Source organism: Methylosarcina fibrata AML-C10, from assembly GCF_000372865.1.
Taxonomy (GTDB): Bacteria; Pseudomonadota; Gammaproteobacteria; order Methylococcales; family Methylomonadaceae; genus Methylosarcina; species Methylosarcina fibrata.
In genome coordinates this window covers 2,506,661-2,530,846 of the sequence record NZ_KB889965.1, presented here as the reverse complement: position 1 = coordinate 2,530,846, position 24,186 = coordinate 2,506,661, and the positions used below count along the sequence as shown (strand labels likewise).

Here is a 24,186-nt window from a genome sequence, read left to right as displayed (position 1 = left end):
GGCGGCTCGTTACAGAGTAGGCTTCGATCAAAAATCCGAAAGCGACTTGGGCGGAATCGCGGCTCTTAATGCATTCAACACTGCGAGTACATCGATGACTTCCTGCGCAAGCGCGCCTGCGACCGGCGTCAGATAGCCGAAGCCGGCCGCGATCATGCCGATCATGCTGAAAGCCATGCCGCCCACGGCGCTTTGCAGAGCGATTTTGCGCATGCGCTCGCCGATATGGAACAGTTCGTCAACCTTTAACAGCGAGCTGTCCATGATCACCGCATCGGCCGCTTCCGAGGTGATGTCGCTGTTCTGACCGAAGGCGATGCCGATCGTCGCCGCGGTCAAGGCCGGCGCGTCGTTGATGCCGTCGCCCAAAAACACCGTTTTCGCCGCTTTTGTTTCCTTGCGCACCAGTTCCAGTTTTTGTTCAGGACTTTGTCCGAAGAACACATGCCGGATGCCGACCTCATCCGCGAGATAGCGGACTTCCGATTCCCGGTCTCCGGAGACCAGCATGACCCGTTCGAACAAGTGACTCGGTTGCAAATGAGTGATAAAGGAAGAGCTGTCCGTGCGGATTTCATCCCTGAACTGCAAGGTCGCCGCGTAGTGACGATCGATCAGCACGAGGCATTCCAGGCCGCCCGAAATCGGCGGCAGTAAGCCCGGATCCCCGTTGAGTTTTTCTCCGTACTGTTTGCGGCTGATGATCTGAACGTGCCGTCCCGAGACGTCGCCTTGGAGACCTTCGCCCGGCAATTCCCGGATGTGGGCGACAGCCAGAACGGGTAGGGCCGTCTGGTCGGCTGCCTTGATGATGGCTCCGGACAGAGGATGTTTGGAATAGCGCTCCAGGCTGGAGGCTAAAGTCAGCACTTCCCGTTCGTCATGTCCAGGCGAAGGGATCAGAGCCGATAAGGAAGGACGTCCGTAGGTCAGCGTCCCGGTTTTGTCGAAAATGGCGGTTCGGCACAACGCCAGGTTTTCCAGTACCGCCGGATTCTTGATGATGATTTCCCGTTTGGCGGCCAGAGAAATCGAGCCGATGATGGCGACCGGAATGCCGATCAGCAAGGGGCAGGGCGTGGCGATGACGAGCACCGCCAAAAAACGCAGGATCTCGCCGCTCGCCCACCAGGCGCTTGCCGCGACTGCGACCGCCAGCGGCGTATAAATCGCGCCCAACTGATCGCCGAGACGCCGGATTCGGGGACGATCCTGTTCGGAGGCGTGCATGACCTCCATAATTTTGGCGTAACGGGAATCGATCGCCAGCTTGTCCGCGCGAACGGTTAATGCAGAATCCCCGTTGATCGCGCCGGAAAGAACCGAAGAGCCCGGAATTTTCGACATCAAATAGGGTTCGCCGGTAAGGTAGGATTCGTCCATGGTCCCGGATCCTTCCAGGACCGTGCCGTCCACCGGGCAGATTTCATGCGGCAGGATCAGTAGAATATCGCCGATTCCGATTTGTTCGGTGCCGACGTCGTTTAAGTTTTCGCCCGATTTTCTGTGCGCGATCGAAGGCATGCGCCGGGCCAGGGCTTCGAGCACCGAAGACGCCTTGCGCACCGCATACGATTCGAGTACCGCTCCGCCCGACAGCATCAGCACCACCAGACTTCCTGCCAGCAATTCATGCAACAGCACGGCCGTGACAATGGCCAGGGCGGCGAGCAGGTCGGCGCCGAAATCTCCCCGAAGCAGTTTGGCGGCAATCCGGTAAATCAAGGGCACTCCGCCGAGGACCAGGACCGCAATCAGCGGTAACTGCACCGGCAGCAGTTGGAAATGCCATTGTCCCGTGACAATTCGGCCGGCGGCGGAACTCACGGACGCATCCAGCGATACCGTATAGGCATCGAATCCGGTTTCAACCGCGTAATGCAGGATCAGATAAGCCGCGATCCCGGCAATGCTCAGGAGTGCGATAAGATGTTCGCTTCTGGATGAGGTCATGTGCCCGGCTTCAATAAAGTCTTCATTCAATTGGAGGGAAGATCCGGCTCATCGTCGGGTTTTTTCTTTCCTGTCCACATGGCGTTGAGCAGATTTTCCCGATGCAGGTAACTTTCCAGCAGAACGCCCAACACATGCAGGCCCACTAGCGACAGGGTGACATTGGCAAAAAACTCGTGAACTTCTTCCCATATTTTTTCATGTCGGTCGCCGATAAAGGCCAGAGGCCCCGCGCCTTGATCGGCGCCATAAACCGCCAGTCCGCTGGCGCAGGTCAGCGCCAGACTGAGCAGCAACAGCAGAATCATCGCGGCGCCGGCGGGATTGTGGCCGACGTACCGTTTGGCCTTGCGCGAAATCAGATCCCTGACATAGGCCATGGAGCGCGCCGGACTGCACAGAAAACCGGAAAAGCGCGCGTAGCGGTTGCCGGCAAAACCCCAGATCAATCGGAAGATCAGCAGGGCAATGACCAGATAGCCGGCCCCGACGTGAACCGGCAATAAGTCATCCTCGGTAAAATAAGCGGTAAAAAATTCTGCGACCAGCAGCCAGTGGAAAATCCTGATGGGCAGGTCCCAGACTTTAATGTAATTTTTTGTCTGCATAATCAGCTCCTTATTTGACAATAAAGGCCATGATAGAAAATTAAGATGAAATGTAGCTGAAAAAAGGCCCGTCTTATGCATTTTCCTGAGGATTTTCGCACCGGCTGGTCGGCTCGCACAGTGGAACGGGACCTCGGCAGCGATTGAAAGAGCAATAGGTATCCGGAGCTGACAGGCTTTAAAAATTGAAAGAGGGCAGTTAATATAGGCAAGATTTGCGGGCGAGTTATCAATGGGGCGTTGGAACTGCATTGTTTGAGAAAAAACCAGGTTGCAGCGGCTTTTTGAAAGCTCGTTCGAGATAAACGGAAACGGTGCTTTTTATGTCAACCTTTGTCGTCATTTTACAATTTCTCAAACTGTCCGGGATCATCAAATTCTCTCGGCAGCCTCTTCTTCACCTCTTTAATTTATAAAGGATAGAATCATGCGCAACTGTTTGTCAGCTTTATTTTTTGCGGTCACCGCGCTCGGCGCTTCATCGGTTTACGCCGAAATTCTCAATAAGGACGCCATCCCCGAAAAAATATTGGCCCAGTTTTCCAAAAAACATCCGGACATCGTCGATTTAACCGCGCGCAAGAAAAAACATTTCGGTCAGGATCTTTACGAACTTTATTTTAAAGAAGGCGACGAGAAACGGATCGAACTGTATCGCGCGAACGGTCCCTTTTACGTCAACGGCGTACTGGTCGATGCCTCCGGCATGGTTCCACCCGCCGCTTTCGACAATTTGAAAGCCGCTTTCAACGATTACAAAATCAAGGAAGCGATACTGGTGGTCAATCCGAACGGGCCGGGCGAAGAATACGATTTTACCGTGACTTCTTCGGACGGCGAGTGGAATGTCTCTGTGGACGGCGAAGGTAAAATCGTCGGCAAGGAACCCTGAGCCGGACGGAATGAGCCGGCGTTCGGCTTTGCCGGTGCGATTATGCGGTTACTCATCATTGAAGACAACAAGGATCTCTCTTTCGAGCTGACGGACTATCTGGAAAGTCAGGGCGACATTGTCGATACCGCTGCGGACGGTATCACCGGCCTGCATTTGGCGGTGGTCAACCCGTACGAAGCGATCGTGCTGGACCTGACTCTGCCGGGCATCGACGGTCTGGAATTGTGCCGACGGCTGCGTCAGGATGCAGGCAACTGGGTTCCCATTTTGATGCTGACCGCCCGTGATACGCTGGCGGACCGAATCGACGGGTTCGAGCAGGGCGCGGACGATTATATGGTCAAGCCGTTTTCACTCAAGGAACTCAAACTCAGGCTGAATGCTCTGGTGCGCCGGCACAGCGGGGTCCATCAGCATGCGATGTTGCGCGTCGCCGACCTGGAGCTTCAGCCGGATACCCGCGAAGTCAGACGGGGCGGAATGCCCATCGAGCTGACGGCGATTGAATTTCAGATTCTGGAATTGCTGATGAGAAAGTCTCCCAGCGTCGTCACGAGGCCGAATCTTGAATATGCCGTCTGGGGCGATACGCCGCCGGACGGTGAAGCCTTGCGCGTTCATATCCATCACCTGCGCCAGGCCATCGACAAATCGTTTACTCCGCCGTTGCTGCATACCATCCGCGGCGTCGGCTATCAATTGAAGGCGGACAATGCCCTACCGTCATAACATCCGCTTCCGGATCTTCGTCACCTATCCGGTCCTGGGCCTGTTGCTCGGCCTGTTCATGCTGGTTTTCCTGAAAATTTCCTTTCAATCGCTGGAAAGACGGTTTCTCGACTCCTATCTGACCGAGGAACTGGATCACTTCATCAACCTAGCCGAAAAAGATCCCGATTTGACTCTCACGCGCTCGAAAAATTGGGTGGTGTTCAAAGGCGACGACAGCAATCCTTATCCCGAATTGATGTTCTTATCCCGTTACCGCGACGGGATCCATGACGTGGTGCGAAACCAGCACGGCTACGATGTCGCCATCAAGACGCAAAACCGGATGCGTTATACCCTGATTTACGACGACACCGACTTCGAAGAGCTCGAGCACAGCCTGATTCTGTATCTGCTGACCGCCGTGTTGATCATTCTTTGCCTGGCGATCTGGTACGGTCTTTGGTTTTCGAAAAAAGTGATCGAACCAGTGACCTCTCTGGCGTCCCGGATCAAGTTGCTGGATCCGGAAAAGGCCAGCGGCTATTTGGCCGAGGATTATACCGACGACGAAGTCGGCATTCTGGCGCTGGAATTCGACGCCTACAGCCGGCGCCTGCAGGCGCTGATTCAGCGGGAAAGAGAATTCACCGGCAACGCCAGCCATGAGTTAAGAACGCCGTTGGCCGTCATCATGGCGGCCAGCGAGGGATTGTTGGCGAAGCCGGACATCTGTGCCGATACCGCCCGGCGAGTCGAGCGCATCCACAGAGCGGCCAGGGAAATGGCCGATCGCCTGGATACGCTATTGACGCTGGCCAGAACCCCGGTTTCGGCCGATGAGGACTCCGATAAAACCGATCTGGCCGACCTGGTCGAGCAACTCGTCGACGACCATAGCGTTTTATTGGCCGGCGAGGTCAAGGTGATCAAGGAAATACAGGGTCATCCCGCCGTTCTGGCACCCAGACCGATCGTATCGATGTTGATGGGCAATTTGATAAAAAATGCGTTTCTTTATACCCGGGAAGGATCGATAACGATCCGTCTGACCGAGCACGAGTTTGCGGTGGAAGACACCGGACAAGGAATCGACGAGAAAGACCTCGGGCGGATATTCGATCGAGGGTTTCGCGGTTCCTTGAGCCGGGGCTGCGGCTTGGGCCTGGCCATATCGAAACGCATTTGTGAGCATTACCGCTGGCGGCTTACCGTGGACAGCGTGAAACAGGCCGGTACCCTGGTTCGATGGCGGTTCGGATAACGCATCGAAAGGCAGGCTCTCGGGCCGGACGGCGCCGAAGAGCGCAAGGGTTTATTTATCAAAGCTTGGCGCAGCGCTGGCGGGTTTTAATCCGGCTCCCGATTAATCATGTGCGTCGCCAACTGCTGCAAGGCGTTTTGAATGGTGGTTCTCAACTGGGAATCCATGGTCATTTCCGCCAGCGCTTTGTTCATGCACAGCATCCACTGGTCGCGCTCCGCCTCGCCGATGGCAAACGGCAAATGGCGGGCCCGCAACATGGGATGGCCGAATTCTTCGATAAACAAATTGGGGCCGCCCAGCCAGCCGGATAAAAACTTGAACAGCTTGTCCCTGGCGGAGGCCAGATCGGCTTGGTGCATGGTGCGGATGCCTTGAGCCTCGGGCAGAATATCCATATAAAAATAAAAGCGGTCGACCAGGCAGCGCAGGGCCGGTTCGCCGCCGAGCAGGCGGTAAGGCGTCAGAGAGGTCATGGCATAGTGCTCTTCAAGTCAGGGTAATCCGTTATAGTAGGGTTGGCATCAGCATTATTCAAGGCGCTCTTTACCCCTTCAAAAAGATTCGATGTTTTACAAGCGAATCTTGCCGGTTAGAATTTCCCACCACATCCGCCAGTCGGCAAGAAAACTGAACCAGGCATATCTGAAGGTGGCGGGCCGGTTGTGCTCGAAAAAGAAATGCCCGCACCAGGCAAGGGCGTAGCCCTGAAGGAAGGCCAGACCCGCCAGCCACCAAATCGAAGCGGCGACGGCCGCAACGAGCAGAACCAGAGCTATCGAGGTGCCGGCGAAATGCAGCCGGCGGGAAACCCGGTGGGTGTGCTCGCCAAGGTAAAACGGATAAAACTCATTGAAGGTGCGGTAACTTTGGGGTTTGCTCATGGGAGAACTCCTTCGATTCGACGCACTGCCCTTGTTACGGAGAGCCGGCCTGTATCCTCGCAACAGTTAACAGCCCGTTGGGTTCGGATTAAAACACATGCCTTGGCGGCATTCTCTCCCTTTTTTGAACGCACGGTCGATAATCTGAACAAAGGAGCGTTCAACGGAAGGATAAGCGAAACACTGTTTTTTGTCCCTGACCAGGCTCCTTTTTCCGGCAAAGCCGGCCTATGCGGCCGGTCTTTCCCGAACTCATCCGCGATGAGAAGAATCCATGGGCCAGGAAAAGCAGAGATATTGCCCCTGATTATCGATGTTTTTGCCGGTGGCGAATTTTCCTCCGGTCTTTCGGGCTATTTCCTTTATGTCGGTTTGCCCTGGGCCGAAACGGTGCGGAGCGAGGAGCTCATCGGTAAGAAACGAAAGGCTCAAGCCGTCGTCTTTAATGACCAGATTGAGCTTTCCCATGCCCGAGAACAAATGAATCTTGATCCGGGTCGTGCCCAAATGTTCGGCTATGTTGTTGAGAGCTTCCTGTAGAATCCTATAAATCGCCGTTTTCAGCGGCTCGGCCAGTTTATTTTCCTCGATCGTCACGGCTAAAGAAATTTTTATCGAAGGATAAAGGTCCTGGTACTGGTGGCAGTGCCAGACAATGGTTGCTTTCAACCCCAAATCGTCGAGCAACGCCGGATGAAGGAGACGCGTAATTCTTCTGGTTTCAGACGAAGCATTTTGCAGAATGACGTTAATTTTATTCAAATCCTTCAGAAGATCCTGATCGTCCGTCCGGGACGCCATCGCTTTTTCCAGCAGGTTTTTGGCTGTGGCCAGCGCTCTTCCGACTCCGTTATGAATGTCTGCGGCGGTTTTTTTTCTTTGATTCAGATGATCGGCATGCCGGCTATCGGATAGATCGCATAGTTTGCGTTCGAGGTCGAGCAGACGGTTTTCCATCATTTTTTCTCTGGAAATTTCAATGATGTTGCATAAAACGGCGGGCTTGCCATGATAAGTTATGCTACGGCTTTTCAATTTAATCCAGATGGATTTGCCGTCTTTCCGGTGCGTCTGGATTTCTTCGGTAAATCCCTTGGCGCGGAGTGGAAGAAAACGATGGGTTTCCGTGCCGATCAATTGATCCTTTTCAAAACCGAACATTTCACTCAACCGTTCGTTGGCAAAGACGATTTTATCGTCTTGTTCGATGAACAGGCCGGTCAGGGAGTTTTCCACTACGGCTTTGTATTTGTTTTCTGAATGAACGATGGCCCTTTGCGCATTTTTAAACTCCGTGATGTCCGTGATCGCTACTAGAAAGAGCCGGTTTTTCTGGCTTGGCGCATCGAAGGAGGTTATGCAAATACGGGCATTGACGGGTTTTCCATTCGGCTGCTGCCAGGAGAGTTCCACTGAGGCTTTGGTGTCTTTAAGACAATCCTGATAGGTGATTTTGACAATCTCGCCATTTAAATAATCAAACGAATCGGCCAAATCCATTCCGATCCGGTTATTATCGGAATGGCCGGTTATTACCCCGACATTTTTGTTGGAATAGATGATCTTGCGTTCGGAGTCGGTTACCGCCACTCCGATATTCATGGTTTCCACCAGTTTCATGAAAAACTGATCATGCTTCCGCCGGCCGCTCATGCGGTTGTCGAGCGTTTGATAATTATCTAAATACGACATAATTCAGACTTCCTATGATTGTATTTGCGTATTCGTTGTAGCGATTGACGTTAGGGAGCTCGGATCCAAGCCCGGAATATTTTTATAGTTATATCCCTATTACTTGAGCAGCTTCTTTCGACCGATTGAACTCAAGAGCCGCCAAGGATGAAAACCGACATCCGTTCAACTGAATCGGGGGCAGAATTTTTCTGACGCTAACCCATAAACCTGGCTGATTCGAAATATACCGAAACTTGCACAGGATACCTATTGTACTGAAGTACTAAAAGAGAAAATTGCATGCGCCGATGCCGCTCGACCAATGGAATTTGAGTTGCTCAAACCGTCGCTCTTAAAATCCTGCGATTAGACCCGAGCCGCTTCCGGTCATACGAGTTTTTATTATGCTTTCGTGCGGCGAGAAATCCCGGTTGAGGCGCTTTTCCGTTTTTCTCCGGGGGATTTTTTTATCCCGGCAGGAGTCTTTAGATGAGTCACCGTTTTTTAACGGCCTGAATCGCAGACTCGAAAGCCGCCATTTATCCGCAGGTAAAATCGGGCGGCTTTGGCGTATTATTCAATATTGGCTTTTCCATTTTGGAGACGCTTAAAAAATCCGAATTCAATTGATGCAAAGTGTGCTATGTCATGTTCCGGTGTGTGTTTCAAGTCTCCGCCCGTTACCCATAAACAGGACGGCCACCCCAGGCGGGTCGGGTTCGAATTGGAGTTTTCCGGTTTAAGCCTGGAACAAACGGCCGAGGTGCTCAAAACCTCTCTCGGCGGTACACTTAAAAAGAAAACGGCGGTAGAATGGATCTTCCATCAGGAGAAACTGGGCGATTTCAAACTGGAGCTCGACTGGAGCTATCTGAAACGGTTGGCCGAAGAGAATGAACAAGACAAACCGAACGAACACTGGGCCGGCCTGCTGAATCAAGCCTGGGTCGATTTTTTGGCTCAGGGAGCGATGCTTCTGGTTCCTGTCGAAATTGCCTGCCCGCCGATTGTTTTTACCGACGTCGAAGCCTTGCTGCCTATGGTCGAGGCCTTGCGCAACGCCGGCGCCGTCGGCACCGAGGAATCGCTTCTGGCGGCCTATGGCGTGCACGTCAATACCGAAATTCCCGGCCTGGATGCCGAAACTCTGCTTTCTTATTTGAAGGCGTTTGCCCTGCTGCAATGGTGGTTGGTGGATGCGCATGAAGTCGACGTTACTCGCAAAATAAGTCCATACATCGATCTTTATCCGGAAGCCTACCTGAAAAAATTGCTGTCTCAGCCGAAACCGTCGATGGAACAAATTGTTGCCGATTATCTCGAATACAACCCGAGTCGCAACCGGGCCCTGGATTTATTGCCGATGCTGGCGCATATCGACAGCATCGCCGTGCATCGGGTCGTGAACGATCCGAAGGTGCAGCCCCGTCCCGCCTTTCATTACCGTCTGCCGAATTGCCGGATCGACCGGAAAAACTGGTCGCTGTCGGAGGCCTGGAATAAATGGTGGATCGTGGAACAACTGGCTTATCGGCCGGCCGATCTTGACAAGCTGGGTGCGGATTTTTTACATGCCGACCGGCTTGTGATCGGCGTAAACCGCAGCGATTGGGTGGAGTATATGGATCGATGGCTAAAAGGCAACGAGTGGGTGTAACCGGAAACGCCCGGCGGTGGGCTCCCGGTTGGTGGTGCACCGCGCTGGCCTTGCGTCTGGCCGGAGCTGTGCCTGAACGCATCAGCGTTCGCCATCCGCCCAGCGGCGAGCCTCTGGATGCCTTGATCATCGGCGGCGGCAACGACATCAGTCCGGAGCATTACGACGGCGATCTCAACGCCAGGGTCAAGCTGGATCCGGACCGCGATCTCCTGGAAATTGAATGGATCAACAAAGCCTTGCGGGACAACTTGCCCCTTTTGGGCATCTGTCGCGGCGCTCAGTTGATCAACGTCGTGCTCGGCGGCAGCCTCTATCAGGACATCCGTTCGCTCCGAGTGCATACCCACAACCGGCCCGGCTTGCTGCCGACCAAGCGCGTGCGCCTGGAGGCGGATTCGCAACTGGCCGGAATCTGTGGAAAATGGAAATTTCGGGTCAACAGCCTGCATCATCAAGCCATCCACAGGCCGGGCGCGGGGCTCAAGGTGGTGGGATGGGATCTTGACAGGATTGTCCAGGCGGTGGAATCCTGCGGGGAACGCCGGATTCTCGGCGTTCAGTGGCATCCGGAATATCTGTTGTATCTGCCTTCCCAATTTGCTCTTTTCAGATGGCTTTTACATAAGGAATAATGATGGCGTCGTATCTGTTACTTTTCGGTTCCGCTTTTCTTGCGGCGACCTTTTTCCCCTTTTATTCCGAGGTGACCCTGCTGGCGCTGCTGCGCCAGGGCGGCGATCCTTGGGTTTTAACGGTAATCGCCACGGTCGGCAACACCCTGGGCTCGGTCGTGAACTGGATTTTGGGACTTTATCTATTGCATTTTCAGGGCCGGCGCTGGTTTTATTTCAGCAAGGCGCAGATCGAACAGGCCCAACGCTGGTATCAGCGTTACGGTTACTGGTCGCTGCTGCTGGCCTGGATGCCGGTGGGCGGCGACGCGCTGACCCTGATTGCCGGCATTATGAGAGTAAGGTTGTGGCTTTTTCTGCTGTTGGTCGGCGCCGGCAAGGCGCTGCGTTATATTTTCCTGGTTTATTTCACCGTTCCGCTGTGGCGGTGAACGGAGCTTGGTTAGGAAAGGGTCAGACAGTTCAATTTAACGAATTCTGCCGTGTTAATAGCGCATGAAAAACAAAGGCTTAATTCCGGACAGACCGGATCGAGTTCGGATTCCTCCCGGCAAATCCTTTTTTTAACACAAAATTAACCCTCCATTAACCTCCGGTTAATCCGGAATCGAGTAGAGTGCCGGCAGTTTTCGTTCGAACGGCATCCGCTGCATTTTTTCCCTATTTTCTTCTCGACATGGCCCAAGAAATTTCTTGTTCCGAGCCGGAGCGTTTCGTCCGCTTCGGCAGTGGAACGGCGTGCGCTTTTTTACTCCAGGCCGAAGTCATGAATTCGGGTAATTAGAGGCGGGCCGATCGTCTTTGAGTTAATTTTTTGTTCGAAAAAATTCACGGCAATGTCAAAACTATTCAAAAAGTCCAGATTTTCTCTCATTCTACTGTTCTTGCTGGTTAATCTGGCCGCATTCGCCCTGCTTCGGCTGGCGTTGCTGGTAAAGCAGTGGCCTGACATCGACACTTCTCTTGATCAAATCGGTTCGGCTTTTATGTTGGGCTTTATTAATGACCTGGCTTTTTATAGTTACGTATCGATTCCGTTCACGTTGTATTTGCTGATCCTTCCGGATTCTCTCTTCCGGAGCAACTTGAATAAACGGCTGGTGTCTGCCGGTTTTTTTATTCATTTGTATCTGCTGTTTTTTATTGAAACGGCCGAATGGACTTTCTGGGACGAATTCGGCGTCCGGTTTAATTTCATTGCGGTCGATTATCTGGTTTACACTCATGAAGTCGTCGGCAATATTGTCGAATCGTATCCGTTGGCATGGATTCTGACGGGGCTCTTGATACTGAGCGCCGCCTGCTTTATCTTCGTGAAAAAATGGCTGTTCGAATGCTTTCACGCCCGTGAAGCTTTTTCTTCGCGCTCGAAAATCGCCGTCCCATTGCTGTTTTTTCCCGCCCTTAGCTATGCCGTGGTCGGCCAGACCTGGCATCAGTTTTCCGCCAATACCTATCTCAACGAAATCGCCGGCAACGGTCCGTATCAATTTTTTGCGGCGTACAGAAACAACGAACTGGATTACCGCCACTTTTACAGGCTGGCGGACGACCGGAGCTTGTCCGACCTTATCCGCTCGGAACTGGCCGAGTCGCCGGCAACGAAGGAAGAAGGGTTGTACGACATCAGGCGAATGATCAAGCCGTCCGGAGCGGAAAAGCGGCTGAACGTGATCCTGATCACAGTGGAAAGCCTGAGCGCCGAATTTTTAGGGGCTTTCGGCAGTTCGGAACAATGGACCCCTTTCCTGGACGAATGGGTGAAACAAGGTTTGCTGTTTACCAATTTTTATGCGACCGGTACTCGAACCATCCGCGGACTGGAAGCCTTGACCTTGTCCATTCCGCCGACACCGGGACAGTCCATCGTCAAACGCCCCGACAACGGCAAATTGTTCAATTTGGGGCGGGTATTTCAACAGCATGGCTACGATACCGTTTTTTTATATGGAGGCAGAGGTTATTTCGACAACATGAACGCGTTTTTTTCGGGGAACGGCTATCGCATCGTCGATCAAACCGAATTTACCCCCGAGGAAGTCACCTTTGCCAATGCCTGGGGCGTATCCGACGATATTATCTTCAAGCGCACGATCAAGGAAGCCGACAACGATTATCGAAACGGCAAACCCTTCTTTTTTCAAATCATGACGACCAGCAACCACCGCCCTTATACCTATCCCGACGGCAGGATCGACATACCGTCGGGGACGGGCCGTGCAGGCGGCGTCAAATACACCGATTACGCCCTGGGCGAGTTCATCCGCGCCGCCCACGGCAAACCCTGGTTCGACGATACCGTGTTCGTGATGGTGGCCGATCATTGCGCCGGCAGCGCCCGCAAAGTCGATCTTCCGGTCGATCGGTACCATATCCCGTTATTGATCTATGCGCCCAAATACGTAAAGCCGGGCAGGAACGACACGCTGTCCAGTCAGATCGACGTCGCGCCGACGGTTTTAGGATTATTGAATTTCAGCTATGAAAGCCAGTTTTACGGGCGCAACATCATGCAGATGCCGCAGGGCGAAGGCAGGGCATTAATCAGCAACTATCAGAAGCTCGGATTATTCAAGGACAATAAACTGGTCATTTTGTCTCCTCAACAAAAGATAGAAGTCATCGCCGATCCGTTGGGCGCGCACAAGCCTTTAGCTGCCGATGCCGAGCCCCGGATTCTTCTCGAAGACATGGCGTATTATCAGTCCGCGGATTATATCTGGACTCATCGCTTGAGCCGTTACCGATAGTCTTCAACTGCGGCACCATCAATAAAAACACCGAATCCGCATAAATGCGCTATCTTTTAAGCAGTGCATCCACCATGAACGGATGAAATCGAATTCTTTGCGAGTGCCGAGCCTTTGATAAAGGTTCGGACCGAAAGGAAATCTCCGGCTGCCGAAAAACGATCCGTAAAATGGTTGATGCAGGAAGTTAAAAGGCAATTTCGCCCGATTTTCCATGTAATATTATGAGCGATTCGTTTACCCAGGAAGAATTGGATGCCTTGCTGAGCGGCATCGATGAATTTGATTTCGCGGAGCCGGCGGCAGACGTCACGCCGGCTGAAGAGTGGCAGCCCGAGGACCGGGTAAGAAGTTACGATTTCAACAGCCGCGAAAGAATCATTCGCGGACGGATGCCGATTCTGGACCGGATCAATGAGCGTTTTTCCGTAGAATGCAGAAATTCGCTGTCCGATTTTTTAGGCATTGCCGTCGAAGTAGAAAGCTCCGGCATACAGGTTCAGCAGTTTTCCGAATATACCCAGGGGTTGCCTCTCCAGACTTTTTTTGCGCTGGCTCGGCTTTCTCCTTTGCCGGGCAGGGCGCTGATTGCGCTGGACCCGCGTCTGGTGTTCAGCCTGGTGGACCTGTATTTCGGGAGCGGGGTGCAAGTCAACCGAGCCATCGATAAACAACCGGTTTCTTCCGTCACGCTGCGGGTCATCCGGTTATTCATCGATCGGATGCTCAAGGATTTGAAAGAAGCCTGGGAGCCGGTTTTGCCTCTGAATTGCGACTATCTGGGCTCGGAAACCCGTTCGAGCTGTGCCGATGTCGTCCGGCCCGACGACATTGCAGTGATTTCAATGAACCGCATTCGATTGAAGGGAAGCGAAGGCGATTTGAGTATCGCCATGCCTTACTCGATGATCGAGTCCGTCAAGGAGTTGCTGAGCAAGCCGCCCGCCGGCCATACGGAAGAACACGACCGCTGGCGAACGGCCTTCCGCCAACAGATTCTCCGCACCGAGATTAGCATGATCGGTCTTTTGGCTGAAAAAAAGATGACGATCGGAGACGTCATGCGGTTAAAAAAAGGCGATGTGATACCGATTGACGAGCCGAATGCCGTCGTTCTCAGCGTTCACGGCATACCCGTTTACGAGGGCAAGGCAGGCGTCTCCGGAGGCCGTAATGCGCTGCAGATCGTCGACAGGATCGGCGCCGGAATGGATTAGAGCCTTTCAAACGACGTACAGGGATGAATGGTTTCGCCCGGGTTAGACCCGAAAGTGAATCGATTCGCGTCATTATCCAAGCCGGTACCGCAAACCGGACACGCATCAGAGAATGAGCAACAACCTTCAAGCTGGAAAAAAAGATGAGCAAAGAACAGGATCCCGGTATCGCCCACCGACAGGAGCAAAGAATCAAAGGCGTCGTATTCGAAGAATTGACCCTGACGGACAACAAGGAACATTCTTCCAGAGAAGCGGAAACGAATGAATTAAACCTTGATCTTGTGCTCGACGTGCCGGTTGCCGTCTCGATCGAAATAGGCAGGACCGAGGTAGACATCAAACAACTGCTGGAATTGAAACCCGGTTCCATTGTCGAGTTGGACCGTTATGCCGGGGAGCCTCTCGACGTTTTCGTGAACGGCACATTGGTCGCCCATGGCGAGGTGGCGGTGACTCACGAAAAATTCGGTATTCGTTTGACGGACGTGATCAGCCCCTCGGAAAGAGTCAAGAAACTGACCTAAGGCTTTTATACCCGAGTTTTCTTGCAGTTCCGCAGTCACTGTCTAAAATTCAAGAATATTATCCATTATCGAAATTCCTGTGAATTGAATCGGCGAGAATCAAGGGTCGGCAAAAGAGGAAAAAGCTCAAAAAAAGACCAGGAAGGCTTTTTGCTTCACTCAGTTGCAGCCGGGACAAGCGGTTTCCCGGGTTTTCAGGGGCTAAAGTGAAGCAAAAATAAACAAGGTTTGGGTAATTGCACTCATCACGATATTTTTTTCCCGACCGGACACGACTGTTTTTCAATATAAAAACTCATGACCGGAGCCTATCGTCGGACAGCCTTTGCCGCGGGCTTTTTATCGGCAAGTAATTGAATTATAAAATGGACATATTAAGCATCATAGGCGTTCTGATCGGCACCTGCGCCCTTCTTTTCGGCAACTTCCTGGAAGGGCTCCAGCTCAGTTCCCTGGTCAATGGTCCCGCTTTCATTATCGTGTTCGGCGGCACCGTCGGCGCCACTCTGCTGCAATTTCCGCCTCTTGTATTTATTAGAAGCCTTGAGATGTTCCTCTGGGTTTTTTTGCCCAAGCCGATGAATTTCCGAGAGCAAATAGACAAAATCGTCCGGTGGAGCATATTGGCGCGCAAAGAAGGCTTGCTGGGGCTCGAAGACGAGATCGATGAAGAGACCGATCCGTTCACACAGAAGGCGCTACAGCTTTTGGTGGACGGCAACGAGTCGGAAGAAATCCGCGACATTCTGGAATTGGAGATGAACACCAAAGAAGCGTTCGATTTGCAAGCGGCCAAAATGTACGACGCCATGGGCGGATATGCGCCGACGATCGGCATGCTGGCGGCCGTGATGGGGTTGATTCACGTCATGGAAAATCTGTCCGAGCCGAAACTGCTGGGCGCAGGCATCGCGACCGCGTTCGTGGCGACGGTTTACGGCGTGGGTTCGGCCAACTTGATCTTTTTACCCATCGCCAGCAAACTGAAAACGTACGTTTATGCGAATACTCAGTCCAAAGAAATGATCACCGAAGGCATTACTTCCATCGCCGAGGGAGAAAATCCGCGGAATATCAAATTAAAACTGGAAGGTTATCTGCAGGATGCCGATGTAAAACTACAATAACGTTTTCGCCCGGAACAGATGCTTGGCGATTTTCAATTTTGACAGCATGGATATCCATCAACCTCCTATTTGTCCGACATTATGAGCCGCCGCAGGAAAAAATCACCCGGAGAGATTCACAATCACGATCGATGGCTGGTATCCTATGCCGATTTTGTCACCCTTCTATTTGCATTTTTTGTGGTGATGTATTCGATTTCGGCGGTCAATGAAGAAAAATACAAAGCCTTTTCCTCCTCCCTGGAGACCGCCTTCAATGAAAAAAACCGGCAGTTGAAAGAAATTGTGGCGGTTCAGGCCGCCGCCCAGGCCAACGCCGTCATTGCCGCATCGGAGCCGAATCCGGTTCTGGAAGAGATGGCGACCGGTTTCGATCTGGCCAACGAAAAAAGGCAGTTGGCTATGGTGTCGGATCTGTTGACCAAATCTCTGGGGCCGCTGGTCGACGAGAATCTGGTATCGATCAAGAAAAAAGATTACTGGATTGAATTGGAGTTGAACAGCGAGCTGTTGTTTTTAAGCGGCGATGCGGAGCTGGCGGCAGGCGCGAAACCCTTGCTGCAAAAAATCGCCAAGGAGTTCAAAGCTCTGCCCAATACAATTAACATTGAAGGGCATACCGACACGAATCCGATCAGTACGCCGGAGTTTCCGTCCAACTGGGAACTGTCTTCGGCGCGGGCCACCCGCGTGGTACAGGAGTTCATCAAGGACGGCATCGATCCGGTCCGGTTGTCTGCGATCGGATACGGCCAATACCATCCGGTCACTGACAACGAGACCGAACAAGGACGCTTTAAAAACCGGCGGGTCGTCGTGCTGCTGATTGCTCAGGGCTTTGAAAGGTACGGTTCCAGCGGCCAGGAGCGCGCCGATTTAACGCAGAAGCAGCCGGAATCGGTGGTCCAGGCTGCCCGGTAACGAGTGAAGCGGACAGGCCACGAAAAGGAAGGGAGAGACACTGTCCGGCTGTGAAGTAGCGGGCCTTGTTCAAAGCTATGAGCCGGATGGTCCCGATTTTGGCGGCGTTGAATCGTTTCATCCCGTAGGCGGGCGTGCATTCATAAACGGTGCCGAATCCTTTATAATAGGGCCAAAGCGCTGAAGTTCCGCGCAATCCCCCGATTTCCTTCTTTTTTCTTTTATTCTGTCGAATGGATTATCCTGGTCCGGCCAACCGTTTTCAGATCGAGCATGCAAGCCTTTTCAGGCAGAGTTACCGGCGATTGCTCGGACGGGAGTTGATTCCCGGAGCGGGTTCCGACGAAGAGTTTGCCCGCCTGTTGTTTCATGCTCCTCTTGCCATTCTCTCCCACGACACGGCGGACGATCCGATGTTCAATTACGGAAACCTGCAGGCGCTGTCGCTCTTTGAATTAAGCTGGGAAGAATTGTCCCGAGTGCCTTCCAGGCTGTCCGCCGAACCCTTGGCGCAGGCAGAAAGGGACAAGCTATTGGCGGAAGTCAGGCAAAAAGGGTATATCGATCATTATCAGGGAATCCGAATTGCCCAGTCGTCGGGCAAACGGTTTCTGATTAAAAATTCCGAGGTCTGGAATTTGCTCGATGCCGAGGGCCGTTACCACGGACAGGCGGCCTGCCTCCGGGAATGGGAATTTTTATAGCGGAAGAGGACGGCCTCAGGCGGCCTGGCTTCCCCATGTACTGCATAGTTAAAAGTCATCAGCCATTATGAAAAGTGAATACAATGCCGCGGCGATTGAAGTTTTAAGCGGCCTGGAACCGGTGCGCAAGCGGCCGGGCATGTACACCGACACCACCCGTCCCAACCATCTGGTGCAGGAAGTGGTCGACAACAGCGTCGACGAGGCCCTGGCCGGCCATGCCGACAGCATCGACGTGGTTCTTTACAAGGACGGCTCGGTGCTGGTCAGCGACAACGGGCGAGGCATGCCGGTCGACATCCATCCAGAGCAGGGCATTCCCGGCGTCGAGGTGATCCTGACCCAGCTTCATGCCGGAGGCAAGTTTTCCAACAAGAATTACCAGTTTTCCGGGGGCTTGCACGGCGTCGGCGTTTCGGTGGTGAATGCCTTGTCGGAAAAACTGGAAGTCGAAGTCAAGCGGGGCGGCAAGGTATACCGGATGGAATTCGCCGACGGCGACAAGGTTTCCGAACTGACCGAAACCGGCACCGTCGGCCGAAACAATACCGGCACGGCGGTTAAATTCTGGCCCAACGAGAAATATTTCGACTCCAGCAAGGTGTCGGTGCTGAAGCTCAAGCAGGTCCTGCGCGCCAAGGCGGTTTTATGCCCCGGTCTGAAGATCAGCCTGAAGGTCGAGCAGCCCGAGGAAGAATATACCTGGTGTTATCAGGACGGTCTGAAGGAATATCTCTTGGACCGCATCGGCGACATCGAATTTTTTCCCGAGCAGCCTTTCATGGGGGCGATGGCGGCGGAACACGAGGCGGTCGAATGGGGCATTATCTGGGCCGTCGAAAACCCGGAGGAAATGCTCGCCGAAAGCTACGTCAACCTGGTGCCGACCGCCCAGGGAGGAACCCACGTGAACGGGCTTCGGGCGGGCCTGACCGAAGCGATGCGCGAATTTTGCGACATCCGCAACATTCTGCCGCGCGGGGTCAAGGTGGCTCCCGAAGACGTCTGGGAAAACTGTCATTTCGTGCTTTCGGTCAAGCTGGAAGATCCGCAGTTTTCCGGGCAAACCAAGGAGCGGCTCAGTTCGCGCGAATGCGTCGCCTTCGTCTCCGGCGTCGCCAAGGACAGCTTCAGCCTTTGGCTGAACCAGCATCCTGCCGAGGGTGAGAAAATAGCTGAGGTCATCATTGCCAGCGCGCAAAAACGGCTTCGCTCGAGTAAAAAGATCATTCGCAAAAAGATCACCGCAGGACCGGCGCTGCCCGGCAAACTGGCCGATTGTTCGGCGCAGGACATTGCCCGAACCGAATTGTTCCTGGTCGAGGGCGATTCGGCCGGAGGCTCGGCCAAGCAGGCGCGCGAGCGCGACTTTCAGGCGATCATGCCGCTGCGCGGCAAGATTCTGAACACCTGGGAAGTCGATTCGAATCAGGTCATGGCGTCTCAGGAAGTGCACGACATCGCCGTCGCGCTGGGCATTGAACCGGGCTCCGGCGACCTGCGCAATCTTCGCTACGGCAAGGTCTGCATCCTGGCCGACGCCGACTCCGACGGCAATCACATCGCCACGTTGATCTGCGCTCTGTTTTACCAGCACTTCAATGCGCTGGTCCGGGCCGGCCATGTCTTCGTCGCGATGCCGCCGCTTTACCGGATCGACGTCGGCAAGCGGGTGTTTTACGCGCTCGATGAAGCCGAGCGGCTCGGCGTGCTGGACCGGATCAAGGCCGAAAAGCTCAAGGGCACGATCAATGTCCAGCGTTTTAAAGGCCTCGGCGAAATGAATCCCGGCCAGCTTCGCGAGACCACGATGAATCCCGATACCCGGAGGCTGGTGCAGCTTACCGTCGACGAGGACGACGACACCACCGGCCAGCTCGATCTGCTGCTGGCCAAAAAGCGCGCCACGGACCGGAAAGTCTGGCTGGAAACCAAAGGCAATCTGGCGGATATTTAAAACTTTCCTTGTCAGGTCTCGTCCTTGTCGACCCACTTGGCCACCGCCGGCGGTTGGTAATCGGCAATCAGGTCCAGCAACGCATCGGCCTCCTGCTCGACCAGCAGCATGGCGCGGTGCGTCCGACCGACGAATTGCTCCGCGGTCGCATGTTCCAGAAACGCGATCAAAGGATCGTAATAGCCTTCGGCATTGAGCAGGCCGCAGGGCTTGTTGTGAATCCCGAGCTGTGCCCAGGTCCATATCTCGAAGTGTTCCTCCAGCGTTCCAAGCCCTCCGGGAAGCGCGATGAACGCATCGGACAGCTCGGCCATCAGCGTCTTGCGTTCGTGCATGGACTGGGTAACGTGCAGCTCGGTCAAATGATGGTGTGCCACTTCCTTCCGGACCAGTGCTTCGGGTATGACGCCGACCGCCCGGCCGCCGAGTTGCAGCACCTGATCCGCCACCACGCCCATGAGGCCGACGCTGGCGCCGCCGTAGACCAGGCCGATGTTGCGTTTGACCAGCGACCGGGCCAGGGCGCGGGCCGCCTCCGCATAGGCCGGTAGCCGACCGTGGCCGGAGCCGCAATAAATGCAGATATTTTTTATTTGTTTCATGCTCGCCTCGAGTGCGCCGAAAGGAAGGGCAATGATAGCCGTGTTTAAGCGTATCGTTCGGTACAGCAAGGGTTTTTCCAATGCCATTCCTCGGGAATCCCGACAGCCCGTCCGATCCTTTACATTTTACCCGTCAAATACGCGTTGGGATCGATAAAAAACGCTTTTTTCCATCCTTGGGTCGAGCCGACTGCCGCCCGGAAGGCCGGAAACAGCCGGACGATCGCATAGTGCAAGTGCGGCGGCTTGCCTTTGGCATTGCCGCTGTCGCCCAGAGTGCCGAGGGGGCGGCCGGATTTTACCGGAGTCAGGGCGGAAACGCCGATCGTTTCCAGGTGCGCATAATAATGAAAACGCCATTTCGGACCTAAAACGATGACGACGTTGCCCCCGACCGGAATCCGGCCGGTATAGAGGACGATCCCGTCCACGGCGCTAAGGACCGGGGTGCCTTTTTTGCCGAAAATATCGATGCCTTTATGGACGCCCGAGACACCCCAAGGCTCGTACCAGAACGAGTCCTTGTTCCAATCCGCGGGGGTGGCGCCCCCGACCGGAATTTGGATCCGTTCCGGAACGATAAAACTGGCCATCACGATGGCCGTCATTCCTATAAGTATGAAGAATAGGATTTTCCTGATTCGATGCATATCAATTTCATGACCGGTTGTTGAAAAATTACCCGTCAGACAGCAATTTATCTCAGGATTTCCGGAAAAAAGCGTAAACTCTTTCAATTTCCATTGTTATCATCATGGTTCCGCATCCGACGATTCCTGCCGACGAAGCTTTTGCGCTTCTTGCCGCCAACGGCAACCTGTCCGTGATCGACGTCCGGTCGGAGGGCGAATATGAAAAGGCCCATTTTGCGCATACGGTCAATATCCCGATTCTTTCCGACGCGCACCGTCATCGGGTCGGGCTGACTTACAAGAACGAAGGCTCGGAAGCGGCGAAAGCATTGGGTCACCGGCTGGTCAGCGGCGACTATAAAGAAGCGCTGATCCGCCGCTGGTGCGCCGAGATCCTGCGCCATCCCGGCGCAGCGGCGCTGCTTTTTTGCTGGCGCGGAGGGCTTCGCTCGCGCATCGCGCAGGACTGGATTGTGCAAAGCGGGCATGAGGTGCTGCGAGTCGAGGGCGGGTATAAGGCTTTGCGGCATGAAGCCTTAAAAACGCTGGAAAATCCGGCGCCGTTCGTCGTTCTGTCGGGCATGACCGGTTCCGGTAAAACCCGCCTGCTGCGCCGGCTTGAGCGCATCGTCGATCTGGAAGCCCTGGCCCGTCATCGCGGCAGCGCCTTCGGAGCGCATTTCGATGGCCGTCAGCCGCAGCAGGCCACTTTCGAAAACAGCCTGGCGCAGGCATTATACCCGCTTGCGCCAGGCTACGTGCTGGAAGATGAAAGTCCCAACATCGGACGCTGCTACGTGCCCGATCCTTTCCATGCGCGCATGGCCAGAGCGCCGATGGTCCGGATCGAAGCTCCGCCGCGGCAGCGGGCCCTGGCCATTTATCAGGAATACGTCCGGCGGCCTTTGGTTTGGGGCATGGCTGCGGACGAGTTGTCTCAGGCTTTTCTCCGGAACGTCGAACGGATCGGAAACAAGCTCGGCGGCCTGGAATGCGACCGGATCCGGCGGCTCGTAGCAGAAGCGTTTGCCGCCGATGCGATGACCGAAGAAGGCAGAGAGGCGCACCTGGACTGGATCGAGCGTCTCTTGTCCGTTTATTACGACAAACAGTATCTGTACTCGCTATCGTTGAAATCGCGCAAGACGCTGTTTCAGGGGCTGTGGGAGGACTGTCTGGCGTTTTTGCAGGAGTTGCAGCATGAATAGAACCTCGGCGCCGATCGTTTCGGACCTGGTGCTGCTCGGCGGCGGGCACGCCAACATTCAGGTGCTGAAAAAGCTGGCGATGAAGCCGATCGCGGGGCTTCGAGTCACGCTGATCTCCGACCAGACCCATGCGCCTTATTCCGGCATGCTGCCCGGCTATCTTGCAGGCTATTACGATTATGAAGACTGCCATTTCGATCTCAGGCGGCTTTGCGAAGAACTCGGCCATCGCTTCATCCGGGCCAGAATCACCGGCATCGATGCCGAACGAAAAAGAATCCGGCTGGAGAATCGCCCGGAGATTCGGTACGACTGCGCTTCGATCAACGTCGGCATCGCGCCCAGGCCGATCGAGAGTTCAGCCGGGGAGTCCGACGCCAAACTGATTCCGCTCAAACCGATTTCCCGGTTCATCGGGCATTGGGACCGGCTGATCGCGGAACTGAAAGCTTATCAAGGGTCCCGGCCATTGTCTTTGGCCATGGTCGGCGGCGGCGCCGCAGGCGTCGAAATCGCGATCATCCTGAAAATGCTGATCGATCGAAACGGCTGGAACGCCGAGGTCAGCCTGATCCATCGGCATGAATATCTGGTGTCGGCCCGGGACCTGCGCGCGCAGCGGCACTTGTCCGCAGCGCTCCGGAAGGCCGACGTCCGAGTTTTGCCGAACACCGACGTGGTGCGGCTTCAGGAAGACGGCCTGCTGCTCAAGGATGCTCAAGACCGGCTTGATACGCAGGCATTTTACCGCGTATTGATCGCCACCGAGGCGGCCGCGCCGCCGTGGTTTGAAAGTTCGGGGCTGCCGGTCGATCGGGACGGTTTTTTAAAAGTCGACGAACACTTGCGGGTCGAAGGCAACAACGCTCTTTTTGCCGCCGGCGACTGCATTCATTTTTTGCCGTCGCCTCTGAAAAAGGCCGGCGTCTATGCGGTCCGGCAGGGGCCGGTGTTGACGCATAACATCTTCGCTTTTTTTACCCGCCGGTCCGGATTGAAAACCTTTCGTCCGAAAAAACATGTACTGTCGCTGATTACCGTCGGCGAGCGCAAGGCCGTCGTGCATCAGGGCAATGCTTCGATCCTGCGCTGGCTGGGGCCGTCGCTGTTGTGGCGGGTCAAGGACCGGATCGACCGGCACTTCATGCGGCGCTTTCAAGCCCGCACCTTCGACGTCCATCCCGGCCGTGTCGAGCGGACGATGCCGCGCCCTATCGCCAGCCTGATTCCGGAAGACTGGCAGGACAACACCTGCGGCGGCTGCGGCAGCAAACTGGCCGCTTCGGTCCTGACTCAGGCCCTCGACCGGTTGCCGATCCCCCGGAACGATGCGGTGCTGCTCGGAGCGAAGGACGGCGAAGACTGCGCCCTGACCCGCTTCGGCGAACACAGGCTGTGCCTGCAAAGCCTCGATCAATTCCGTTCGTTCCTGTCCGATCCGTTCCTGTTCGGCCGGATTGCCGCCCAGCATGCGCTCAGCGACGTCTATGCGATGGGCGGCATCGCCAAAACGGCGCAAGTCGGCCTGACCCTTGGTCCGGCCACCGAAAGGATTCAGCGGGAGGATATTGTTCAAGTGCTGAGCGGCGTGCTCGACGTAATGAAGGAGGACGGGGCCGCGCTCGTCGGCGGTCACACCGGCGAAGGCGCGGAACCGGCGATTGCGGTCGCCGTCCAGGGCGAAGTCGAGCCGGAGCGGGTGCTCCGAAAACGGCTGACCCGAACAGGCAACCGCCTGATTCTGACCAAGCCGATCGGCACCGGCGTCATTTTTGCGGCGAACATGCTGGCGCAGGCGAACGGAAAGTGGGTCGAGGCGGCGTTGTCGAGCATGGGGCAATCGAACCGGATTGCCCTGGACGTCATTCGCTCTTTCGACGTGGCCGGCTGCACCGACGTCACCGGTTTCGGTCTCTTGGGTCATGCCTTCGAAATGATGGGAGGCGGCAGCGGCGCGCTGGGCATCGCCATCGACTACCGGGCAATTCCGCTGTTCGACGGCGTTGCCGAATTATTCGCCAAAGGCTATGCCGCGTCGCTCGCCGAACGGAACTACCGGTCCCTCAAGCCGTTGTTGAGCAGGGAAGTGACTCCTCGAACCCATCCGGCGCTGTTCGATCCGCAAACCAGCGGCGGCCTTTTGTTTTCGGTTCCGCCGGGTCAGACGGAAAAATGCCTGAACGCCCTTCGTCAAAACGGCGTTCGGGAGGCCTGCGCGATAGGCGAAGTACTTGATCGGAATGAGATCGTCGTTATCTGACCC

At 54.8% G+C, this 24,186-nt stretch carries 22 protein-coding genes; 15 read left to right on the top strand and 7 right to left on the bottom strand.

All coding sequences use genetic code 11. The features are described from left to right. Positions 1 to 27: 27 nt before the first annotated feature. Both A3OW_RS0111910 and A3OW_RS0111905 read right to left on the bottom strand, forming a co-directional pair. Positions 28 to 1,953: a heavy metal translocating P-type ATPase gene (locus tag A3OW_RS0111910; protein WP_026223531.1), complete on the bottom strand. Its 1,926-nt coding sequence runs from the start codon at positions 1,951 to 1,953 to the stop codon at positions 28 to 30. 26 nt (positions 1,954 to 1,979) lie between these two features. Continuing rightward, positions 1,980 to 2,561, bottom strand: coding sequence for a cytochrome b/b6 domain-containing protein (locus A3OW_RS0111905; protein WP_020563666.1), 582 nt, complete (start codon positions 2,559 to 2,561; stop codon positions 1,980 to 1,982). A gap of 427 nt (positions 2,562 to 2,988) precedes the next feature. Between A3OW_RS0111905 and A3OW_RS0111900 the strand changes: the two genes are divergently transcribed. From A3OW_RS0111900 to A3OW_RS0111890, 3 genes are read left to right on the top strand one after another with little or no spacing between them, the layout of a single operon-like run. Further along, positions 2,989 to 3,453: a hypothetical protein gene (locus A3OW_RS0111900; protein WP_020563665.1), complete on the top strand. Its 465-nt coding sequence runs from the start codon at positions 2,989 to 2,991 to the stop codon at positions 3,451 to 3,453. A 42-nt stretch (positions 3,454 to 3,495) separates the two neighbouring features. Next, positions 3,496 to 4,185, top strand: a complete 690-nt coding sequence (locus A3OW_RS0111895) for a response regulator transcription factor (RefSeq protein WP_020563664.1) — start codon at positions 3,496 to 3,498, stop codon at positions 4,183 to 4,185. Next, positions 4,169 to 5,428 (top strand): sensor histidine kinase, encoded by a 1,260-nt coding sequence (locus A3OW_RS0111890; RefSeq protein ID WP_020563663.1) that lies wholly within the window; start codon positions 4,169 to 4,171, stop codon positions 5,426 to 5,428. The genes A3OW_RS0111895 and A3OW_RS0111890 overlap by 17 nt, the downstream gene beginning before the upstream one ends. An 86-nt stretch (positions 5,429 to 5,514) precedes the next feature. Here A3OW_RS0111890 and A3OW_RS0111885 read toward each other — a convergent pair whose 3' ends face one another. The 3 genes from A3OW_RS0111885 to A3OW_RS0111875 all read right to left on the bottom strand — a co-directional run bounded on the left by A3OW_RS0111885 (position 5,515) and on the right by A3OW_RS0111875 (position 8,004). Continuing rightward, positions 5,515 to 5,904 (bottom strand): group II truncated hemoglobin, encoded by a 390-nt coding sequence (locus tag A3OW_RS0111885; protein ID WP_020563662.1) that lies wholly within the window; start codon positions 5,902 to 5,904, stop codon positions 5,515 to 5,517. 96 nt (positions 5,905 to 6,000) lie between these two features. Continuing rightward, positions 6,001 to 6,312 (bottom strand): DUF962 domain-containing protein, encoded by a 312-nt coding sequence (locus tag A3OW_RS0111880; protein ID WP_020563661.1) that lies wholly within the window; start codon positions 6,310 to 6,312, stop codon positions 6,001 to 6,003. Between the two features lie 252 nt (positions 6,313 to 6,564). After that, positions 6,565 to 8,004 (bottom strand): PAS domain-containing sensor histidine kinase, encoded by a 1,440-nt coding sequence (locus A3OW_RS0111875; RefSeq protein ID WP_020563660.1) that lies wholly within the window; start codon positions 8,002 to 8,004, stop codon positions 6,565 to 6,567. A gap of 625 nt (positions 8,005 to 8,629) precedes the next feature. Here A3OW_RS0111875 and A3OW_RS0111870 point away from each other — a divergent pair. The 10 genes from A3OW_RS0111870 to parE all read left to right on the top strand — a co-directional run bounded on the left by A3OW_RS0111870 (position 8,630) and on the right by parE (position 19,481). Next, the gene (locus A3OW_RS0111870) at positions 8,630 to 9,643 is read left to right on the top strand and encodes an amidoligase family protein (protein ID WP_026223530.1); all 1,014 of its coding nucleotides are present in this window, start codon (positions 8,630 to 8,632) and stop codon (positions 9,641 to 9,643) included. Then, positions 9,616 to 10,278, top strand: a complete 663-nt coding sequence (locus tag A3OW_RS0111865; protein ID WP_026223529.1) for a gamma-glutamyl-gamma-aminobutyrate hydrolase family protein — start codon at positions 9,616 to 9,618, stop codon at positions 10,276 to 10,278. Before A3OW_RS0111870 ends, A3OW_RS0111865 begins: the two co-directional genes overlap by 28 nt. 2 nt (positions 10,279 to 10,280) lie before the next feature. Beyond that, positions 10,281 to 10,709 (top strand): YqaA family protein, encoded by a 429-nt coding sequence (locus A3OW_RS0111860; protein ID WP_033411722.1) that lies wholly within the window; start codon positions 10,281 to 10,283, stop codon positions 10,707 to 10,709. A 405-nt stretch (positions 10,710 to 11,114) separates the two neighbouring features. Then, positions 11,115 to 13,028 (top strand): LTA synthase family protein, encoded by a 1,914-nt coding sequence (locus A3OW_RS0111850; RefSeq protein ID WP_020563655.1) that lies wholly within the window; start codon positions 11,115 to 11,117, stop codon positions 13,026 to 13,028. A 224-nt stretch (positions 13,029 to 13,252) separates the two neighbouring features. Then, positions 13,253 to 14,245, top strand: coding sequence for a flagellar motor switch protein FliM (fliM, locus tag A3OW_RS0111840; RefSeq protein ID WP_020563653.1), 993 nt, complete (start codon positions 13,253 to 13,255; stop codon positions 14,243 to 14,245). A 143-nt stretch (positions 14,246 to 14,388) separates the two neighbouring features. Continuing rightward, positions 14,389 to 14,772 carry a flagellar motor switch protein FliN gene (fliN, locus tag A3OW_RS24865; RefSeq protein WP_020563652.1) on the top strand — a complete coding sequence of 128 codons (384 nt, stop codon included), beginning with the start codon at positions 14,389 to 14,391 and terminating at the stop codon, positions 14,770 to 14,772. A gap of 365 nt (positions 14,773 to 15,137) precedes the next feature. Then, positions 15,138 to 15,899, top strand: coding sequence for a flagellar motor protein (locus tag A3OW_RS0111830; protein ID WP_026223528.1), 762 nt, complete (start codon positions 15,138 to 15,140; stop codon positions 15,897 to 15,899). Between the two features lie 81 nt (positions 15,900 to 15,980). Then, a complete protein-coding gene (gene motD, locus A3OW_RS24860; protein ID WP_020563650.1) occupies positions 15,981 to 16,820 on the top strand; it encodes a flagellar motor protein MotD in 840 nt (279 codons plus the stop codon). Positions 16,821 to 17,053: 233 nt separating this feature from the next. Then, the gene (locus A3OW_RS0111820; protein ID WP_020563649.1) at positions 17,054 to 17,524 is read left to right on the top strand and encodes an MEKHLA domain-containing protein; all 471 of its coding nucleotides are present in this window, start codon (positions 17,054 to 17,056) and stop codon (positions 17,522 to 17,524) included. Between the two features lie 67 nt (positions 17,525 to 17,591). Next, on the top strand, positions 17,592 to 19,481 hold the full coding sequence (gene parE / locus A3OW_RS0111815) for a DNA topoisomerase IV subunit B (RefSeq protein WP_020563648.1): 1,890 nt from the start codon (positions 17,592 to 17,594) through the stop codon (positions 19,479 to 19,481). Positions 19,482 to 19,492: 11 nt separating this feature from the next. On the opposite strand, the gene A3OW_RS0111810 is transcribed toward parE, so the two are convergent. Next, on the bottom strand, positions 19,493 to 20,083 hold the full coding sequence (locus tag A3OW_RS0111810) for an LOG family protein (protein WP_026223527.1): 591 nt from the start codon (positions 20,081 to 20,083) through the stop codon (positions 19,493 to 19,495). 119 nt (positions 20,084 to 20,202) lie between these two features. Beyond that, complete coding sequence (locus A3OW_RS0111805) at positions 20,203 to 20,676, bottom strand: M23 family metallopeptidase (protein WP_232422449.1); 474 nt, start codon at positions 20,674 to 20,676, stop codon at positions 20,203 to 20,205. A gap of 161 nt (positions 20,677 to 20,837) precedes the next feature. Here A3OW_RS0111805 and mnmH point away from each other — a divergent pair, with 161 nt between their 5' ends. Together mnmH and selD are read left to right on the top strand one after the other, a co-directional pair. Next, on the top strand, positions 20,838 to 21,923 hold the full coding sequence (gene mnmH / locus A3OW_RS0111800) for a tRNA 2-selenouridine(34) synthase MnmH (RefSeq protein WP_020563645.1): 1,086 nt from the start codon (positions 20,838 to 20,840) through the stop codon (positions 21,921 to 21,923). Beyond that, positions 21,916 to 24,183: a selenide, water dikinase SelD gene (selD, locus tag A3OW_RS0111795; RefSeq protein WP_020563644.1), complete on the top strand. Its 2,268-nt coding sequence runs from the start codon at positions 21,916 to 21,918 to the stop codon at positions 24,181 to 24,183. Before mnmH ends, selD begins: the two co-directional genes overlap by 8 nt. Positions 24,184 to 24,186: the final 3 nt, after the last annotated feature.

Coding starts and splice junctions, on each gene's coding strand:
- A3OW_RS0111910 (WP_026223531.1), bottom strand. CDS start 1,953: ATGACCTCATCCAGAAGCGAACATCTTATCGCACTCCTGAGCATTGCC.
- A3OW_RS0111905 (WP_020563666.1), bottom strand. CDS start 2,561: ATGCAGACAAAAAATTACATTAAAGTCTGGGACCTGCCCATCAGGATT.
- A3OW_RS0111900 (WP_020563665.1), top strand. CDS start 2,989: ATGCGCAACTGTTTGTCAGCTTTATTTTTTGCGGTCACCGCGCTCGGC.
- A3OW_RS0111895 (WP_020563664.1), top strand. CDS start 3,496: ATGCGGTTACTCATCATTGAAGACAACAAGGATCTCTCTTTCGAGCTG.
- A3OW_RS0111890 (WP_020563663.1), top strand. CDS start 4,169: ATGCCCTACCGTCATAACATCCGCTTCCGGATCTTCGTCACCTATCCG.
- A3OW_RS0111885 (WP_020563662.1), bottom strand. CDS start 5,904: ATGACCTCTCTGACGCCTTACCGCCTGCTCGGCGGCGAACCGGCCCTG.
- A3OW_RS0111880 (WP_020563661.1), bottom strand. CDS start 6,312: ATGAGCAAACCCCAAAGTTACCGCACCTTCAATGAGTTTTATCCGTTT.
- A3OW_RS0111875 (WP_020563660.1), bottom strand. CDS start 8,004: ATGTCGTATTTAGATAATTATCAAACGCTCGACAACCGCATGAGCGGC.
- A3OW_RS0111870 (WP_026223530.1), top strand. CDS start 8,630: ATGTCATGTTCCGGTGTGTGTTTCAAGTCTCCGCCCGTTACCCATAAA.
- A3OW_RS0111865 (WP_026223529.1), top strand. CDS start 9,616: ATGGCTAAAAGGCAACGAGTGGGTGTAACCGGAAACGCCCGGCGGTGG.
- A3OW_RS0111860 (WP_033411722.1), top strand. CDS start 10,281: ATGGCGTCGTATCTGTTACTTTTCGGTTCCGCTTTTCTTGCGGCGACC.
- A3OW_RS0111850 (WP_020563655.1), top strand. CDS start 11,115: ATGTCAAAACTATTCAAAAAGTCCAGATTTTCTCTCATTCTACTGTTC.
- fliM (WP_020563653.1), top strand. CDS start 13,253: ATGAGCGATTCGTTTACCCAGGAAGAATTGGATGCCTTGCTGAGCGGC.
- fliN (WP_020563652.1), top strand. CDS start 14,389: ATGAGCAAAGAACAGGATCCCGGTATCGCCCACCGACAGGAGCAAAGA.
- A3OW_RS0111830 (WP_026223528.1), top strand. CDS start 15,138: ATGGACATATTAAGCATCATAGGCGTTCTGATCGGCACCTGCGCCCTT.
- motD (WP_020563650.1), top strand. CDS start 15,981: ATGAGCCGCCGCAGGAAAAAATCACCCGGAGAGATTCACAATCACGAT.
- A3OW_RS0111820 (WP_020563649.1), top strand. CDS start 17,054: ATGGATTATCCTGGTCCGGCCAACCGTTTTCAGATCGAGCATGCAAGC.
- parE (WP_020563648.1), top strand. CDS start 17,592: ATGAAAAGTGAATACAATGCCGCGGCGATTGAAGTTTTAAGCGGCCTG.
- A3OW_RS0111810 (WP_026223527.1), bottom strand. CDS start 20,083: ATGAAACAAATAAAAAATATCTGCATTTATTGCGGCTCCGGCCACGGT.
- A3OW_RS0111805 (WP_232422449.1), bottom strand. CDS start 20,676: ATGGCCAGTTTTATCGTTCCGGAACGGATCCAAATTCCGGTCGGGGGC.
- mnmH (WP_020563645.1), top strand. CDS start 20,838: ATGGTTCCGCATCCGACGATTCCTGCCGACGAAGCTTTTGCGCTTCTT.
- selD (WP_020563644.1), top strand. CDS start 21,916: ATGAATAGAACCTCGGCGCCGATCGTTTCGGACCTGGTGCTGCTCGGC.